Origin of the sequence: Moritella sp. F3 (assembly GCF_015082335.1) — a bacterium.
Classification (GTDB): Bacteria; Pseudomonadota; Gammaproteobacteria; order Enterobacterales; family Moritellaceae; genus Moritella.
The window spans coordinates 305,742-321,969 of record NZ_BLRL01000002.1 but is presented as its reverse complement, the minus strand read 5'-3'; the positions used below and the strand labels follow the sequence as shown (position 1 = coordinate 321,969).

Sequence of the window (16,228 nt, the reverse complement as noted above, 5' to 3'; positions counted from 1 at the left end):
ATGTTGAGGTTAATCGCGGTAATAAGTAATTATTTGGTAATGCACTTTTAGCTATCACTGGTAATTATGATTGATGGGTTAGTTTGAGCATATTATCTATTGGTTGTGGTTTTCCTATGCCATAGCCTTGCGCAAAATCGATACCAATCGCTTCAATTTTTTGTTTGATGGCATCGTTTTCAACGAATTCGGCAATGGTTTTTAATTCCATTAAGTGACCAATCTCATTGATTGATTTTACCATTGCGGCATCAATCGGATTCGTTAAGATATCTTTAATAAATATGCCATCAATTTTCAGTGTGTTGACGGGTAGATTCTTGAGATAAGCAAAGGAGGACAAGCCACTACCAAAGTCATCTAATGCAAATTGGCAGCCAAACGTACTTAACGTATTAATAAAGACGGTAGCATGAGCGAGGTTACTAATGGCGGCTGTTTCGGTTATTTCAAACATGATCTGTTGGGGGCGGACATTCGCTTGGGTTATATTCGTCATAATGTGCTGTAGCAGATCATCATCACCCAATGAAGCCCCTGATAAGTTAATACTGATGTGATCAAACATATCAAGTTGTTGGCGATGTGTTCGCATCCACAATAATGTTCGCTCGATGACCCAGCGATCAATAGGCTGAGATAAATTATAGCGCTCTGCAATGGGTAAGAATATGCCTGGGACAATCAGGTCGCCATTTTTATCTAGCATGCGTAATAGGACTTCAAACACAGGCTTATGGTCAGGCTCTTGGAGGGGGAAGATAGGTTGAGCATAGAGTTCAAACCTGTCTTCATTAAGCGCTTCTTTGATTTCGTTGACCCAGCGAAATTCACCATCACGAGTGGCTAATAGTTTATCATTATCATGATAAGTATGGACTCTGTTACGGCCTAAATCTTTCGCTGCATAACAGGCCAAATCTGCATGGATCAAGACTTCACTGGTATTGCCTGAGGTATTACTTATTTCAGCAACACCGATACTGACGCCAACACTAAAACAACTTTTCTTCCATATAAATTGGAATTTTTTCACTTTTTCTAATATTTCATTAGCAATAATAACTGCGTCTGTAAGCTGGCTGTTGCGTATCAATATTGCAAATTCGTCACCACCGAGTCTTGCGAGAATATCGTTGGGCTGCAGGTTATCACCAATTAACCCTGCAACTTGGCGCAATAACTCATCACCTGCAGCGTGGCCACAAGTATCATTAATGATTTTGAATTGGTCTAAATCTAGGAAGCATAATACGTGAGTAAGTCGACTGCCTTGGGCGCTACAGACGGCATCTGTGAGTTGGTGTTCAAATTCGTAACGATTTATTAGGCCAGTTAACATATCGTGTTTTGCTTGATAGGCTATTTGCTTTGATATAACTCTCGACTCGGTGATATCGACTTGAATACCGATAAAGTGAGTTATTTTACCACTTGAATTAGTCATTGGTATAATGGTCACTTTTGCCCAGTATAAGTCTTCATTTTTACGTTTGTTTTGTACTTCACCTGTCCACTCCTCACCTTGTGAAATACTGTTCCATAGTTTGTTGTAAATGGCGTTTTTGGTTGTTTTTGAACGGAAGAAATTGGCTTTATTACCAATAGATTCTACAGAGGAATAACCAGTCATTTGGGTGAATTGCGGATTCACGTATTCAATGATCCCTTTGGTATCAGTGATCATAATTCCGTCTAAGCTGCATTCAACAACGCGTGATAGTTTTTGTAAGTTAGCCGTGTTTTGTTGCTGTACTGTGATGTCGTCACATACACCAACGCCGCCGTCGATTTCACCTGAGCTGGAATAGAGCGGCACTAAATCGACTTCTAAATATGACTTCTTGCTATGTGACACCGAGATGTACTCACCTTCAAAGGTGCTTACTTGTCCCTTTAGCGATAACTTTATAGCATTGGATAGCTGTGTGTTTTGTATTTTTTCTAGCATGTTAAAGCCGATTAAACCATCTTTGTTCGCGCCAATAATTTCTTCAAAATGACGATTAGTCTTAAGTAATACGCCTTGTTTGTTGTAATGAAAAATACCGACTGGCGAGTGTTCAAAAATAGAATTTAGCTTGGCTTCACTGCGTACGAGTTCATTGCTGCGTAGTGTCACTTTTTTGCGCAGTTGTGCTACTTGCTGGCGATAGTTGACGGTTTGTATCAAGAACAGAGCAAATATGGTGAACATAAAAATAGCGGAGATAAACATCGCTTTGTTGAAATGTTCATTCAATTGCGCGGACACGGTATCTATGGTGATATCGGCAGCAGCAATGTAAAGACTTCCGTCTGCTGCATGGAGAGGGATAAAGATACTGCGGAAGCGTCCCCATTTATCTTGATATTCGACTAACTGTGGCTGTTTATCAGCAAAAATAGCATAGAGGCTAGGATCTGCATCGTTGTAGGCAGATAAAAAATCAGTATTTGTTTTATCGTGGGGATTATCAACTGGTGTCATGCTCGATGACGTAAACAGGATTTTATTATCACGTATAATCAGGGTATATAAGTTACTAATATTGGCATTTTTTACGTATGTTGTTAATGCGTTTCTATTGCTTAAATTGAGTTGCGCAGAATTTTCATCATAGATCATATCTTGTTGATGAAAATTGTTAGGCAATAGCGAGGATATGGTTAGTGCCGCAGTCTTTAATTTTAAATCAAGCGCTGTATATATATGATTTTTTTCTTGAAAGTAACTATAAATAGCTAAGCTAATAATCGATAAAATATAGAACGAAATTGAAATATAAATTCGTTTATTTGATTCAAAAGACCGCATTTTTAGTGAACTATTATTGTTAATAATTTTTTAATATGCCTTTTTTGGATATTGATTGCAATATACAAGCATCATTTATGCTACCTCTAAGGATATAATTATTAGGACTGCGGACTAAGTAGTGATATTCGTATAGGTAATAGACAATCAATGCAGTGTCTACTTACATCATTGTTTTTGCTGGCGACGTAGTTGGCCCGGCGAGAGATTAAATCGTTGCCGAAACACTTTGCACAAATAACTGCTATCTTGAAAACCAACTTCATCTGCTAGGTTTGCTAGGCTATGGTCAGAATTGATTAATCGCCAATGCACATGTTGTAAGCGCATTTCGCTCCAGTATTGATGAGCAGAAAGCTTAAAATAACACTTAAAATGCCGATCTAATTGTCGACGGCTTAAACCTGTAAGCGCTGCTAATTTTTCTATTGATGTATTACTGGCCATCAATTCTTGCATCAAGGCAATCGTTCGCCCCAAGTGGCGGTCATGATGTTGTGTTTGCTGCCTAGATTTGAGCTGATGTAGTTGGCTGCGGCTTTCATCAATGAGCATATCTGCGAGTCCTTTAATTGCCCACGTTTGTCCAAGATGGTGACAGAGTATCGCTACCGCTAAATCAATGGCTGCACTGCCACCAGAACAGCTGATACGCTTGTTATCAATACAATATAGTTGTTCACTTGCGATCTCTAAACGTGGATAGGCATGACTGAATTCGTTAATGTGGCGCCAGTGAACAGTGACTTTATGGTCATTTAAGAGGCCTAACTCTGCTAACGTAAAACACGCATTATCAATACTAATTAAAGTGAGTCCCTGTGCCGCCGCTTGTTTTAAAAATGGCCCATAATCTTGTGCTTGCTGCTGTGCTTTACGCGCACTGCGACAGCCAAAAATAACCAGATAATCATACTGACACAAGTTTATGTCTGCCGGCGTTGCTGGTATCGCGATGGGGATGCCACTGCTCGATACTAGGTTACTTTTATCTAACCCGAGCACTTGCCATGAACAATGTCGCTGCTGGCTATGGTCGGCATCATCAGCTGAAAAGCGCAGCTTATCTAAGAATCCACCAAACGGTAGCATATTAAATTCAGGTAAGGGGAGAAGTAGAAAGCGCACGTCTGCTAAGTTCATAACTAGGATCCATTCTTGATGTACGCGTAATGCATGATAAGTGTGTCCATATAATACCATTATACGTCTAAATCATACCGTTTGTTTTTATATTCAAATTTTATACTCATTGTACTTTTATACACTTATTAATAGGACATGATGATGGCGTTTAATCTTTGGTTAGTTTTTTTAGTTGCAGCGATGGGATTAGCGGTTGTCCCTGGGCCTAATTCATTGTTGGCATTAAGTCATGGTGCTCGATATGGACATCGCCGAACACTCTTTACTATATGTGGTGGGGTATTTGGATTTTTGATTTTAATTGCGATTGCTATGTTTGGATTAGGCGCGATATTGCAGGCGCAACCTGAGGCCATGACGGCACTGCAGTGGATTGGTGCTGCTTATCTCGTTTGGCTCGGGATCAAGTTGTGGAGTGCACCGGCGCTGGAGTTAACAGAGCTTGCTGAAAGTCAGTCATATAGCGCGGCAAGTCTGTTTCGACAAGGTTTTTTTGCTGCGCTATCAAATCCTAAGGTGCTGTTGTTTTTTACTGCATTCTTAGCGCAGTTTATTGATCCTGCTATGGACTTGTTGCCGCAGTTTATTGTTATCGCGGTAACTTTTGTGTGTGTCGAGTTTTTAGCTGAATATGGCATTGCTTGCGTGGCTCATAGCATTCGTCCTAAGCTAATGCAGAATGGGCAGAGCTTTAATCAATGTTGCGGTGTGTTGTTTATTGTACTCGGTATCTCGATGACTTTAGCCTAGTAAGAGTAAGTAGCGCGCGGCAATTATTTAATGATGACATTGTTTTCTATTGATATTAATGATTTATATATGAATAGGCTTTACATTTTATAATTTAAAGTCAGTATGTTAGCTCAATTTATTTTATGTAAGGGATTAACATGAATTTATTTTTTAGAATGCTCATTATTATTTTTAGTGCTCGTAAGCAGGATGCGGTGGCATTGGTTGATAAACGCAGTGATCGGTTTCGAGTGTGGTTACACGACCTTGGTTGGCGTGATCACTTACCTAATTACCGGGTATTTAGTTTTATGGAACTAGGGCGCTTTGGTATCTGGCACAGCTCTCGACTGGCACTGTCAGGTCGTTATGGCTTGCGCATGATTGCTGCACAAGACTTTATTTACTTAAAGCCTATTGGCCCGTTTCAAGCGTTTACGATGACGACCGAAATTTTGAGCTGGGATGACAAATACTTCTATTATCAACACCAATTCTTTTGTGGTAAAAAATTGGTCGCAATAGGGTTAGTGAAAGAGATTAATTTGAAATCAGGGAAGGCCGTGACGCCTCTTTCATTATTAACGGCAGACTCAGAACTCCATGGTTCTATTATTGATAGTAGCGATGATAAAACCCTGCACCCAGTGGTTGAAAAATGGTTAGCGATGCAACAGGCAATAAAAGATAATAGTTAATCTACATTTTATGATGTTATAGGGTTCATGGAAAAAGACCGAAGCGATGACTTCGGTCTTTTTATTTCTACTACTGAGTTATGCTCATCATTGGCATTAAGCGAGTCGCTAAGTCATATCATCACACGGTATATTGAGCGATAGCTTGATCTAAGTTCTTAGCTTGGACGGCAACGGAACTGGCTGCTTGTGCGTTCTCATGAGTGATTTGTGAATTTTGGCTAGTGATATCACGAATCGAGGTAACGTTCCGGCCAATTTCATCAGAGACCACGGTTTGTTGTTCGACTGCCGTCGCGATCTGGGTACTGGTATCCATGATGAGTTGCATGTCAGTCATAATTTGGCCAATTTTTGACTCCGCGCTATCTGCTTGCTGAACACTTAATTCGCCCTGTTCGTGGCAGCGCGTTATGTGCATAACAACTTGGCCCGTTTGATCTTGTAAGGTGGCTATTATACTGGTAATTTCTTCTGTCGATTGGCGCGTTCTTAAGGCCAGAGAGCGAACTTCATCCGCCACAACAGCAAACCCACGCCCTTGTTCTCCAGCTCTTGCAGCTTCAATCGCTGCGTTAAGTGCAAGCAGGTTAGTCTGCTCTGCGATTGAACGGATCACATCGAGCACTGAGCCTATATTATCTGATAGTGTCGATAGATTTGAGATTTCATTACTCGTTTTAGATAAGTCGTCAGATAAAATACGAATGCGATCTTTAGTCGCGCTGACCTCTGATAAACCTTCCATTGCGCCATTATGACTATTGTCGGCATTACTTGCCGCACTTTCAGTATTGTTAGCAATCTCACGGATCGTTGAACCCATTTCGGTAATCGCTGTTGCCACTGCGTCAGTTTCAGCTTGTTGACGGCTCATTGCTGTTTCTGAATCGACACTACGACTTTGCAATTCTGTCGAGGCAGAGCCAAGCTCGTATACTGCTGACTGCACATTACTGACAAGCTCACGCAGATGGGTCAATAGGTAATTAAAGTTACCCGCCATATGCGATAGTTCATCGTTACCTTTTTCATCTGCAACGGCGGTTAAATCATGGCTCTGTGCGATTGTAGCCATTAACTCACTAAGAGCTTGCATGCGACGTTGGATTGAACTGCTGATTAACCAAGAAAGTGTTAATAAGGCGGCTATGACAATTAATACGGCCGTGAGAATAAGGTTCATGGTTCGTTGCTGCTGCCCTGAAATTTCATCATCAAGCTGTGCGCTAACGGTTTTGAACACTTTTTCGACTTGATGTGAATTACCGCGCATATCGCCACGTAACCCTTCAGTATGGGTACTACCAATAATATTGTATTGGTTAATAATTTCATCCATTGTGTCACGGAATTCGGTATAACGATTGCCAAAATCGAGAGTGAGCTGTTGATCGTAAAGTCCAAGTTTAGCCTGATAGTTAAGGCTGTACTCTGGCTTGCCAAGCAGTGCGAACATTTTCGCTGTTTGTGCAAGGTCGGTCGTGATCAAAAGATTACGATTGTAACGATCGGCTGTTTGCAGTAAACCTGCATAGCGGGTTTCAAGGCGTTTTAATAATCCCTCTTCGACGCTCAGTCCGAGAGTTTGATAATTATTAACGAGAGCTGTCATGCTACTGTCATAGTCTTGCATGGATGCTGCTAATGTTGTGACGCTAGGAATACGAATGTTAAGCGTAGCAAGTTCATCCTCTAATTGCGTTAATTCACGTTGGAATAGAGTGTAATTAGCTTTAAACTTGTCGAGATATTTAGTGTCATGTCGTAGCAAGAAGTCTTTCTCATTACGGCGTAAATTTAATAACGTTATTTCAAGCTGTTTGACATCGGTAGCGGCGTGATTAATTGCCATCACTGTGTTATTCGCAACCCAAGACATACCGACTACAGCTAGTAATGCACTGACTGAAATGCCAGCAAGGCCTAATAATTTATCCCTAATTTTCATATCAATTCTACCTACCTAATGAACATGGCCAAACCGCTGGCTAGGTCTATATAATCGGCAGTTGCGTTAATATCTTTAAGGTTATTTAGCTGAAAATCAGTAGATTTTATTCTGTATCTATAAACATTTTTAAAATTATATGCTTAGCCTGAAAAATAAATTCACACAAAATAAAGCTATTGTCAGTATTTAATGACCGTTAAAATAAAACGGTCATTTATTACTTACTTATTAGTAACTATAGTTAGGTGTTTTGTAAATCGTGGGTCGTGTTGATTAGCGTGATTTGTCGATATTAAATTCAAGCTCAAATAAACAGGTTTCTAAACCAGCGGGTAAATTTAATAACAACCTATTTTCGTTAAGCTCAAATTCTATCTCTTTGAATTGGATGGCATCAAGAATATTGAGTTGCTCTGCGAATAATAATAACCCTGTTGTTACTAGGACCGCATAATGGCATTGGCGTGATGACGTATCATCAGTTTCCATGATTGTTTTAAAAGTTTCTAAAAATAGGATGAGCAGCTGATCTATTTCTTTATCACGATAAGATTCTTTGAGTTGAATTAATTGCCAATAAGTCAGGGTAAATTTATGCTCAAAATTACGCATGTTAATACACACGCTGTTTTCTTTTTTATTATCGCTATTTATAAATCGAGCAACGCTGTCACTTTTAATATCAACTAAAAAACTGACGTTATTATCCCTACAATTTGATTTTTTTATTGTTTCAATACTGATGCCATCTTCATTTAAAATACTGATATGGTAGTTTAATATTGCTTTTATGAGTTCGCTTTTACTGATACCGGCCTGCAGCATTTGCTGGTAGGTATCGGTAAGGTGAATACCTGCGATGTCAGATGATTGTTGTTGATATTCATCACTGTCGATAAAAGAGGCGATCACTTGCTTTGAAAATTCAAAGTTAAAACCATTCAAATGAATATACATATCAACTCCTTGTTAGCTATTTGCTAAAGCTGGGAGAAATAACGCAGTTGTTATAAGTATAACGGGTTAAATACGGTTAGGCGGATAGATTAAAATAGGTGATGATAGTTAAGGAATATAAGCAGAGAAAAACATGGTTTTCTCTGCTTTAAAATCAAGTTAATGCGTTAACATTATTTTAATTTTAGCGGTAGCGTTTCAAATTGAATACCTGACCAACCAGTACGCATAAAGTAGCGGATGTTAGCGTGGTCATCGCCGTCTGGATTATTTAATACATCATCACGGTAGTAAGTACCAAAACATTCTAGCATTTGTTGTTTAGTAAATTTATTTAAACGGCCTAACGCAAACAATTTGCATGAACCTGTATTTTCAGTTGCTTCGTTTACTAGGTAGCCATTATAAAATTTAGTGGGAGTGAAATCATAGCTTGCATCAATAACAGCGATGACATCTTCGAACTGAGTTGTAGTAGGCTGTGCTGCTAATTTATTTAAAAAATCATTTAACATGGAGTGTCCCATCAATTTAAAGTATTTGCTATCTTCCCTTAATTTATCATAAATGTTAGTTAAATGAGTAATAATTTACCAATTAGTTTTAATCTTGGGCTATTTATACAATATAATTACGATGATATCGTTTATATTCTTACCCAATTTGTGATTATTTTGTGATAAGTCAGACCGAGTGTTTGGTGTATGCTTTACTTAAAATAAGCAGTAACCAAAGGAACCGTTATGGTAATAGATCCTGTAGAGCAGTTTAGAACAGTTATTAAAGGTAATGTCGAAGGCTTAGAACAGGGTATTACTTTGCTGAGTACGATGACGAATGAGCAATATTGCATGCGTGCAGTGCCTCATATGAATAGCTGTATTGGTGAACATTTACGGCATATATTGGATTTGTATTATGCGTTAAAAGAAAGCGCAGCTATTCAGGTTATTGATTACGATGTTCGACGCCGAGGTGCATTGGTTGAATCTTGTCGTTTGACTGGATTGTTGGAATTGGGTCAGATCAAAGCATGGTTGCTAACATTACAGCCACGCATGATGCATGACAAGTTTATTATGTCGACCGAAGTATCAGTTATTAATACCACGGTGGCACACGTCGAAACGTCATTAATCCGTGAACTTATATTTGTGAGTGCACATGCTATTCATCATTATGCATTAATGGATATCTCGGCTAAATTATGTGCTTTTGATACCCCGAAAAATATGGGTATTGCCCCTGCGACACTCACTGCATTAAGGAATGATTCATCATGTGTACAGTAAGTTGGTTGTTGGCAAATGATGGCTATCAAGTATTCTTTAACCGAGATGAACAGAAAGGACGCGCACTGGCGCACGCTCCGAAATATTTTAATGATCGGGGGGTTAAATATTTAATGCCTGTCGATCCTGTGGGCGGCGGTAGCTGGATTGCGATGAATCAAGCTGGCTTATCGATATGCTTGTTGAACTATTATCAACAAAAGCCGCCCGGTAAAGAATTAATCAGTCGTGGTTTATTGGTTAAGTCGCTAGTCAGTAATACGTCTCTCACCAAAATTCGCAGTGCATTAAATAAACTGCCGTTACAACGCTATGCTGCTTTTACATTATTAGTGTTCCCAAGCCATCTCACGACAAAAACGGGTGATGTGTACGCTGTTCGCTGGGATGGTTGCAACCTGAGTACTGTGACCGCTATATCGCCGATGGTGTCGTCATCTGTCGCGTTAGCCGAAGTCACTAATTACCGAGAAGATCATCACAATTCTATTTTATTACAGCATCAGGTTTTATTCTCGGGTGAAGGGTGCAATGATGATCTGGACGCAAGCCAGCCTCGTGTATCGCCAGAGATAGAGAGTGATATTGATATTGAAGAGAATATTATAGCGTTGACTAATCAGCGTTATCTCGATGATAAAAATAGTTTAGCCCTGACACGTTTCCATGCTAGTCATGAGCCCGCGCCATCTTATTTATCTGTTTGTATGCACCGTGATGATGCGCACACGGTAAGTTTTACCCATCTTATAGCTACTCGCAAGCAACTTAAAATGAATTACGTCTGTGGCTGTCCGTGCTCATCAAAGCAACATCAGTCTTATGCTTTATTCCCACAGCGAGAAACATACGTTGAAGTCGTTTAAGACGTCATAACGTAAAGCCGTATTCGCTTATTGATGAAAATAAGCAAATACGGTTTTGTTGTTTCTAGACATATTTATAGCTGGCTTTAGCGTCACTTTTAACAATATCTTTCAACTACACCCATTTAGCAATAGGCTTATGCACTTGCTGATACAGCACATACACCGCAATTAAGGGGATAACCGCCCAGTAAACCTGATTGATGTTAAAGGTTACTAGATTCGATAGTGCAGATAAAGCAGAAAAAAACAGCACGATACCTAATTGAGAATATAGGCTCTTGCTGATTAAATAATGGTAATTCGCTTGTTGCTTGGCTTTATCATAGAAACGTTTATTGAAGTATAAGCGAAATAACGCGGTAGCAAAGGCAATACTCAGTAACCCTAAACCAATAGCAAAGCCATTCCAATCTGCAGATATCCAGCCGCGAAGTAACCAGCCACCAAGATAAAGCAATGTCGCGACTTGATATAATCGGTATTGAGGTTGCTTATCGATGGTGTTTTTAATGAAGTAAAAAATAACGGCCAAAGCCAACGAAAGTGCGATCACTGTTAAGCTAAATTGGCTGGTATCACTATTTGTTAGATGATAGATACTCACTACCCATAGGTAGCTTTCAAGGTATAGAAACGGTCCATCAACGAGAAAGACTAATTTATCTCGTAAGCTGAGCGCAGATTTAGGTTGGGCGTGATCACTCTGTTGATAAACAAAACTTTGGGTTGTTAGTGAGCTTAAGGTCATCGCGCAAAAACCAACACCGACAATAAGCGTTAAAGTGAAAATAACCCAAGGCTGGGTTTGCATGAAATAGCCGCCAAACAAGATCCCCAATTTTAGACTTAACCCTAATATTAACTGTAAGTTACCAAACAAACGCCCGGTATTATTACTACCGCTGATACTGTTAAACAGGATGCGTTGTAACATCCAATAGCTGCAATTAAACAAGCCATTGAGCAAGCCGAGTGTGATTAAGTTAGTACTGGTGACATGAAATAGTGCAACGTAGATAAGGGTTAGCTCAAACACGAATGATAAAACGATTAAAGTACGCCAGTAACCACGCGTGAACAGCTGATGCCAGCCCCATAGAGCCATCACAAACCCTACACCTGTCCAGGCTATAAACTCAGTCAGTGGCGCGAGGTGTTGGTATTGTTGCCAGATAAGGATGGGCAGATAGAAAGGTAAAAGGCCAATCACAAAACTGTGAATGGCCGAGAAGAGTGTGAAATAGCTGGCAGGTGCCAGCTTAGAAAATAGCGGAGACATTAGAAAATGTCTGCTTGCTGATTCGTTGCAACGCTAATTAACCCTAAGTGCTCTGAAAGGTCATCGGCTTCGCCATAGCGTGGGTAGTTGTGCATTTTTAAATAGGGACGCGAATTTACTTCAAGGAAGATCAGTTTTTGTTCACGGGCATCATGCTCAATGCCTTGCTCCATGATCACATCAATACCTAAGATCTCAGCATCAAATAAATCTAATACCTTAGCGAATAATTCATGGTTGTACGCAGGGATCAGATCACGTTGGATCGTTTCAACTACGCCACCTGGTGCTAATGAAATACGATAAAACAATTCAACTTGCTGTTGCTCTTCAGGAACCGATGATAAGGTTAAACCTTGTTTAGCAAGATAGCTTATCGTTTGTTGCCCTTGAGATATTGGGTTATTGCATGGATATAGACCCATTTTTTCACGGGTTGCGTTTTCTGATTCGATTAACGCGCTAATAGTATTAATGCCATCACCTTTTACAAACGCAGGGTAGCGCTGTAATACCGAAATAACTCCAGCTTTGGTGATCACGACGCGGTAGTTTTTACCTTGTAAGTATTGTTCTACCACCGTTGTTGGCCACCATAATTTAGCCAGAAATATAGCACGCCACAGTTCTTTATTATTACGGATAGGGAAATGGCTACCACGAGAAAAACCACTGACATTAGGTTTGATCACTAATGGGAAACCGTGTTCTTTAGCAAATTTTATTGCCGTAAACGGATTAAAGAAAATAGTGCCTTGTGCATGCGGAATATCACCTGCAGCAAACTTATCACGCGCCTGTTTTTTTGAGCGACAACCGCGGCGGACTTCTAGGCTGTTATAGTTACTACAGCCATCCATGAATTTGCTACTGATCCATTTGTAAATGAGTTGTTTTATTAGTTTCATCTTGATTCAAAATCCTTGTATCTTGACCCCGTCTGGCGGCGATCAACTTATTAAAAAATATACCTTGCGTTACTTTGGTGCTGTTTAACTGCTGGGCTAAATGAGCAAGAGAATGCGTGGTTTTATACAGTAACTGGTATTTCTGTAAACGGGTCAAATTATCACTTAATAAACTCAGTGGCATCGGTACATATAAATTAACTTCGACGAGTTTAAATTGTCGTTGCAATAATTCGTCGAGTGAATCTGCTTTTAAGCTATAGCGGGCTATCGTGAAGTCACCCATTCGGTTCAGTTCTTGCCATAACTGTTGTTGTTCAGCGGCTGATAACTGCTCGGAAATATCTTGGTAGCGAGTATCGTTATTATAAATACCATTCACCGGAAATTTGTCGGTACTGGCGTTAATTACCTGCGTTATCGACATCACTGCAAACTGTCCCGCTTTTACAGGGTGTTTAACAACGAACACTTCAAACTCAATCGCACCAATGGCAGCTTCTTGAATTAAATAACTCTGTACTTGATAGCTAGGGCTTGCTCTTAATGTTTCGAGTTCTGCGGCGTTATGAATACAGCAAACGCCTGTTGAATTTTGTCCCCACTCTGGTTTTGCGAACACAGGGTAGCGGGCGGGGACAAGTTCAGGTCTATCTATATACTGATTTAAACGCCACTCTAGAGGCGTTATTGCATCTAAATCTTGCTTTGAAAATATTTTTTTTTGACGATTGAAATAACGTGCGTTCAACTGGAAATAGCGCCACGGAATAGTCAAAAATCGTAAGCAAAATACCATGTAATGTAATACTAATAAGGCACGTATAAGCATAGGATCACTCTGCTTTAATTAATTTTAAGTTAATGGCACATAATACCAAGCCTAAAATAAGGATAGATACCGCAGCCATAAATAATGAACCACCGTCACTTTTACCTTCATGAAGCACTTCAATACCTAATGGGGTAAAGAGATGGAAGAATACAGCGCCTGCCATAATTCCTGATGATGCTAAACCACCAATTGCATGAATTCTAGCGCGTAAAGGCGTACTGTTTTGGCCAGATATTTTATCTTTTAGCAATAAAACTAAAGGACTAAGTAGTAACAAACTTGTTGCTAACTCTGCACTGCCTACTGCAATTGCACCGTATTGAGCAAAGAAATTACCTAAATCAACAGATAGGGTTGTTGCCATCCATGAACCGATTGTAGAGAAGATATGCATCGTATCCGGATGACCTGAAAACTTGTATGGAATCGATGATAAAAATACTTTAGCAATCCAAGCAACAATAACCCAGCTAGCGATAGTGTAAATACGTTTTTGTGTAAGCATATTAAATGTCCTTTTAATTATGATATTCGATCACTCTATGGTGACTTATTCAGTACAATTCAGTTTAGTTCAATACGTGTGGCCAGTTTTGGTCGGCTTTTTGAATGAAGTTTAGTTTGTCTGCTAGCCATTGTTGCTTAACGTCAGCGCTATAATTCAAATACAGTTTACCGTCTTCGATGGTCCACTGTGTTGGATCTGACGATGCAGTGTCATTTTTCGCTACCGCGAAGGCGCAATAACCGCCATATTGTGGCGCATATTTCTCTGGATCCTGTTTAAATAACGCAAGATGTTGGCTATTACTAAAATACCAATTTTCTCCCTGATACTTATAACTGAATTTTTTAAGCCCTTTGACTGACTTTGATTGGGTAAAATAAGCCACTGTATCGTAACCGCTCACTGCGTCACTACTAAAATAACCAGTATAGATAGGATCTTTAGCAAAACTATTGAACGAGAAGAGTAGACTGCTGATAATTAATAATTTAATGATATATTTCATGTCAATTAATCCTACGGTAGTTAAGTATGTGTAGCAAGGTATGTACTAGCTGTTGTATATACTATAGCGTTATTTAGGTTTAGCTTTATCACAAAGTTATCACAATTTAATATCAAAAAAGTACATTGCGATAATTTTAATTCTTGTTAGGATGCCTGCATTATTGTTTGTCGTTTTTATAAAGGTAATTTTATGGATTTTTATACATTGGCCTTGGGCCTATTTATGTTATGCCATGGCAGCTATATCTTATTGACGCGCGCTAAAGCAAAACATCAAAAAGCGCGTTTAGATTTTATGATCAAAGCATTAGGTCGACCATTTGGTTTTACCATTTATTCATTTATATATGTCATCCTACCAATCATATTTGGTGCATATATTTCGTACGCAGGTATCAATAATGTGCCCCTAAGCGCATTATTTGCTGGTTAATATCCTGAGGAACATGCATGTCTGATCAAGAAAAAGCTTATAACGTGAATATGTTGAACCTTGTTAGAGAAGGTTTAACAGCGTTATCTGACGCGCAAGCTGAAAAACGTAGCTTGCAAAATCCAGTTTCAGAAACACATTTTCTGGGTAATTGGATTATCACAGCGCTTAAAGAGAAGCGCTTTGATATCATTTTAGCGGGTGATTTAAACATTTGGCTGCAAGAAAGCCGCACATTAGGGAAAAACGCGAATTTTAAGCAACGATTTGAGAAGATTGAACGTGTTTATACTCAAATTTGTGAACTGGAATATAAGAATTTAACCCAGTTTATCCTTGAAGATATTTTAACTGAGCTAGATACTGAAGGCTGGTTGATTGAAACTGAAAGTAAGGTGACAGATAAGTTTAAATTAAGCTCAAGTGGTGAAAACTCACTGGTAATTTGTGCTGAAGTTTATGACCGTGCGTTCTCTGATACCGATGGTGTATTAGACAGTCCACTTTCTGTCTTTATCCGTCATGGTGATCAGGCATTTATTGATAAAATGTACTCACACGGTTATTTAGTATTTGGTTCAACGAACCGTTCGATTGTAAAACGTCATAATCGTTATATCTTACGTCCGTTCAATCATGCTAAGAAACTAGCTATTCTACCGACGCTAGCAGACTAATACAGTCTGCTATACAGGGATGATCTTGGTTATCCCTGTATTAAGCGTGCTGCTTTCCGGCTTTGCTCTCAGCCTCTTCTTTTATTTCTGCTTTATCCGATAATGCTACTCTAGCTGGAAACTGTTCTGGTAGTGGCTTTAACAAACTAAATATTTGCGAAAACATCACCAGTACAAAAGTAATAAACAGATAGAAATGCTGGATATCTGGTAACGGTAATATCACACTAAACAAAATAAAAATAAGCGCAAATTTACAAGCATGGCCGAGGATCATAAACGTATTCGCACGCATGATATTGGCGGAACCAGTATACAAAAATGATAATCGGGTAAAAATATACTGTGGTACTAAGAAGATCATGCCACCGAACGCTGCAGAGCGGGTAGATTTGTGATCGGTACCGAGATAAGTCGCTGAAACAATAAATATGACTAACAACAACTGACCTAAAATGAGTTTTAGTGCGTAACCTCTGATGGCTAATTCATATGCATTATGTGGCATTTACAGCTGACCCTCCAAGATGTGAAATGAATTATACGACTCACATTTTACCGCTTTCTAGCTAGTTATGCATGGAAATATTTGCTGATGAAGCGTAAATATTGCTAAATATCCCGCGTAACAATTTA

The 16,228-nt window shown here is 39.3% G+C and carries 17 protein-coding genes; 6 read left to right on the top strand and 11 right to left on the bottom strand.

The genetic code is table 11. From position 1 onward, the window contains the following. Nucleotides 1-64: 64 nt before the first annotated feature. Complete coding sequence (locus JFU56_RS04560; protein ID WP_242065850.1) at nt 65-2,797, bottom strand: EAL domain-containing protein; 2,733 nt, start codon at nt 2,795-2,797, stop codon at nt 65-67. Between the two features lie 168 nt (nt 2,798-2,965). Then, nucleotides 2,966-3,940 carry a GlxA family transcriptional regulator gene (locus JFU56_RS04555; RefSeq protein ID WP_198436097.1) on the bottom strand — a complete coding sequence of 325 codons (975 nt, stop codon included), beginning with the start codon at nt 3,938-3,940 and terminating at the stop codon, nt 2,966-2,968. A 144-nt stretch (nt 3,941-4,084) separates the two neighbouring features. On the opposite strand from JFU56_RS04555, the gene JFU56_RS04550 reads away from it, so the two are divergent. Together JFU56_RS04550 and JFU56_RS04545 are read left to right on the top strand one after the other, a co-directional pair. After that, the gene (locus tag JFU56_RS04550) at nt 4,085-4,693 is read left to right on the top strand and encodes a LysE family translocator (RefSeq protein ID WP_198436096.1); all 609 of its coding nucleotides are present in this window, start codon (nt 4,085-4,087) and stop codon (nt 4,691-4,693) included. 140 nt (nt 4,694-4,833) lie between these two features. After that, nucleotides 4,834-5,373, top strand: coding sequence for a thioesterase family protein (locus JFU56_RS04545; protein WP_198436095.1), 540 nt, complete (start codon nt 4,834-4,836; stop codon nt 5,371-5,373). 121 nt (nt 5,374-5,494) lie between these two features. Here the strand turns inward: JFU56_RS04545 and JFU56_RS04540 are convergent, their stop codons facing one another. From JFU56_RS04540 to JFU56_RS04530, 3 genes are all read right to left on the bottom strand, one after another. Beyond that, nucleotides 5,495-7,324 (bottom strand): methyl-accepting chemotaxis protein, encoded by a 1,830-nt coding sequence (locus JFU56_RS04540; protein ID WP_198436094.1) that lies wholly within the window; start codon nt 7,322-7,324, stop codon nt 5,495-5,497. Between the two features lie 276 nt (nt 7,325-7,600). After that, on the bottom strand, nt 7,601-8,284 hold the full coding sequence (locus JFU56_RS04535; RefSeq protein WP_198436093.1) for a hypothetical protein: 684 nt from the start codon (nt 8,282-8,284) through the stop codon (nt 7,601-7,603). Nucleotides 8,285-8,457: 173 nt separating this feature from the next. Next, nucleotides 8,458-8,799, bottom strand: a complete 342-nt coding sequence (locus tag JFU56_RS04530; RefSeq protein WP_019439502.1) for a HopJ type III effector protein — start codon at nt 8,797-8,799, stop codon at nt 8,458-8,460. A gap of 228 nt (nt 8,800-9,027) precedes the next feature. On the opposite strand from JFU56_RS04530, the gene JFU56_RS04525 reads away from it, so the two are divergent. Both JFU56_RS04525 and JFU56_RS04520 read left to right on the top strand, forming a co-directional pair. After that, the gene (locus JFU56_RS04525; protein ID WP_198436092.1) at nt 9,028-9,576 is read left to right on the top strand and encodes a hypothetical protein; all 549 of its coding nucleotides are present in this window, start codon (nt 9,028-9,030) and stop codon (nt 9,574-9,576) included. Next, nucleotides 9,564-10,442, top strand: a complete 879-nt coding sequence (locus tag JFU56_RS04520) for an NRDE family protein (protein WP_198436091.1) — start codon at nt 9,564-9,566, stop codon at nt 10,440-10,442. The genes JFU56_RS04525 and JFU56_RS04520 overlap by 13 nt, the downstream gene beginning before the upstream one ends. A 115-nt stretch (nt 10,443-10,557) precedes the next feature. Here the strand turns inward: JFU56_RS04520 and JFU56_RS04515 are convergent, their stop codons facing one another. The 5 genes from JFU56_RS04515 to JFU56_RS04495 all read right to left on the bottom strand — a co-directional run bounded on the left by JFU56_RS04515 (nt 10,558) and on the right by JFU56_RS04495 (nt 14,480). Continuing rightward, nucleotides 10,558-11,724 carry a hypothetical protein gene (locus JFU56_RS04515; protein WP_198436090.1) on the bottom strand — a complete coding sequence of 389 codons (1,167 nt, stop codon included), beginning with the start codon at nt 11,722-11,724 and terminating at the stop codon, nt 10,558-10,560. Next, nucleotides 11,724-12,632 carry a cyanophycin synthetase gene (locus JFU56_RS04510; RefSeq protein WP_198436089.1) on the bottom strand — a complete coding sequence of 303 codons (909 nt, stop codon included), beginning with the start codon at nt 12,630-12,632 and terminating at the stop codon, nt 11,724-11,726. Before JFU56_RS04510 ends, JFU56_RS04515 begins: the two co-directional genes overlap by 1 nt. After that, nucleotides 12,592-13,464 carry a hypothetical protein gene (locus JFU56_RS04505; RefSeq protein ID WP_198436088.1) on the bottom strand — a complete coding sequence of 291 codons (873 nt, stop codon included), beginning with the start codon at nt 13,462-13,464 and terminating at the stop codon, nt 12,592-12,594. The genes JFU56_RS04510 and JFU56_RS04505 overlap by 41 nt, the downstream gene beginning before the upstream one ends. Nucleotides 13,465-13,468: 4 nt before the next feature. Then, on the bottom strand, nt 13,469-13,972 hold the full coding sequence (locus JFU56_RS04500) for a hypothetical protein (RefSeq protein WP_198436087.1): 504 nt from the start codon (nt 13,970-13,972) through the stop codon (nt 13,469-13,471). A gap of 64 nt (nt 13,973-14,036) precedes the next feature. Continuing rightward, the gene (locus JFU56_RS04495) at nt 14,037-14,480 is read right to left on the bottom strand and encodes a YHS domain-containing (seleno)protein (RefSeq protein ID WP_198436086.1); all 444 of its coding nucleotides are present in this window, start codon (nt 14,478-14,480) and stop codon (nt 14,037-14,039) included. Nucleotides 14,481-14,672: 192 nt separating this feature from the next. Here JFU56_RS04495 and JFU56_RS04490 point away from each other — a divergent pair, with 192 nt between their 5' ends. Together JFU56_RS04490 and JFU56_RS04485 are read left to right on the top strand one after the other, a co-directional pair. Further along, nucleotides 14,673-14,915 carry a hypothetical protein gene (locus tag JFU56_RS04490; protein WP_198436085.1) on the top strand — a complete coding sequence of 81 codons (243 nt, stop codon included), beginning with the start codon at nt 14,673-14,675 and terminating at the stop codon, nt 14,913-14,915. A 17-nt stretch (nt 14,916-14,932) separates the two neighbouring features. Next, a complete protein-coding gene (locus tag JFU56_RS04485; RefSeq protein ID WP_198436084.1) occupies nt 14,933-15,592 on the top strand; it encodes a DUF2913 family protein in 660 nt (219 codons plus the stop codon). A 40-nt stretch (nt 15,593-15,632) separates the two neighbouring features. Here the strand turns inward: JFU56_RS04485 and JFU56_RS04480 are convergent, their stop codons facing one another. After that, nucleotides 15,633-16,100 carry an ATP synthase subunit I gene (locus JFU56_RS04480; RefSeq protein ID WP_198436083.1) on the bottom strand — a complete coding sequence of 156 codons (468 nt, stop codon included), beginning with the start codon at nt 16,098-16,100 and terminating at the stop codon, nt 15,633-15,635. Between the last annotated feature and the right edge of the window lie 128 nt (nt 16,101-16,228).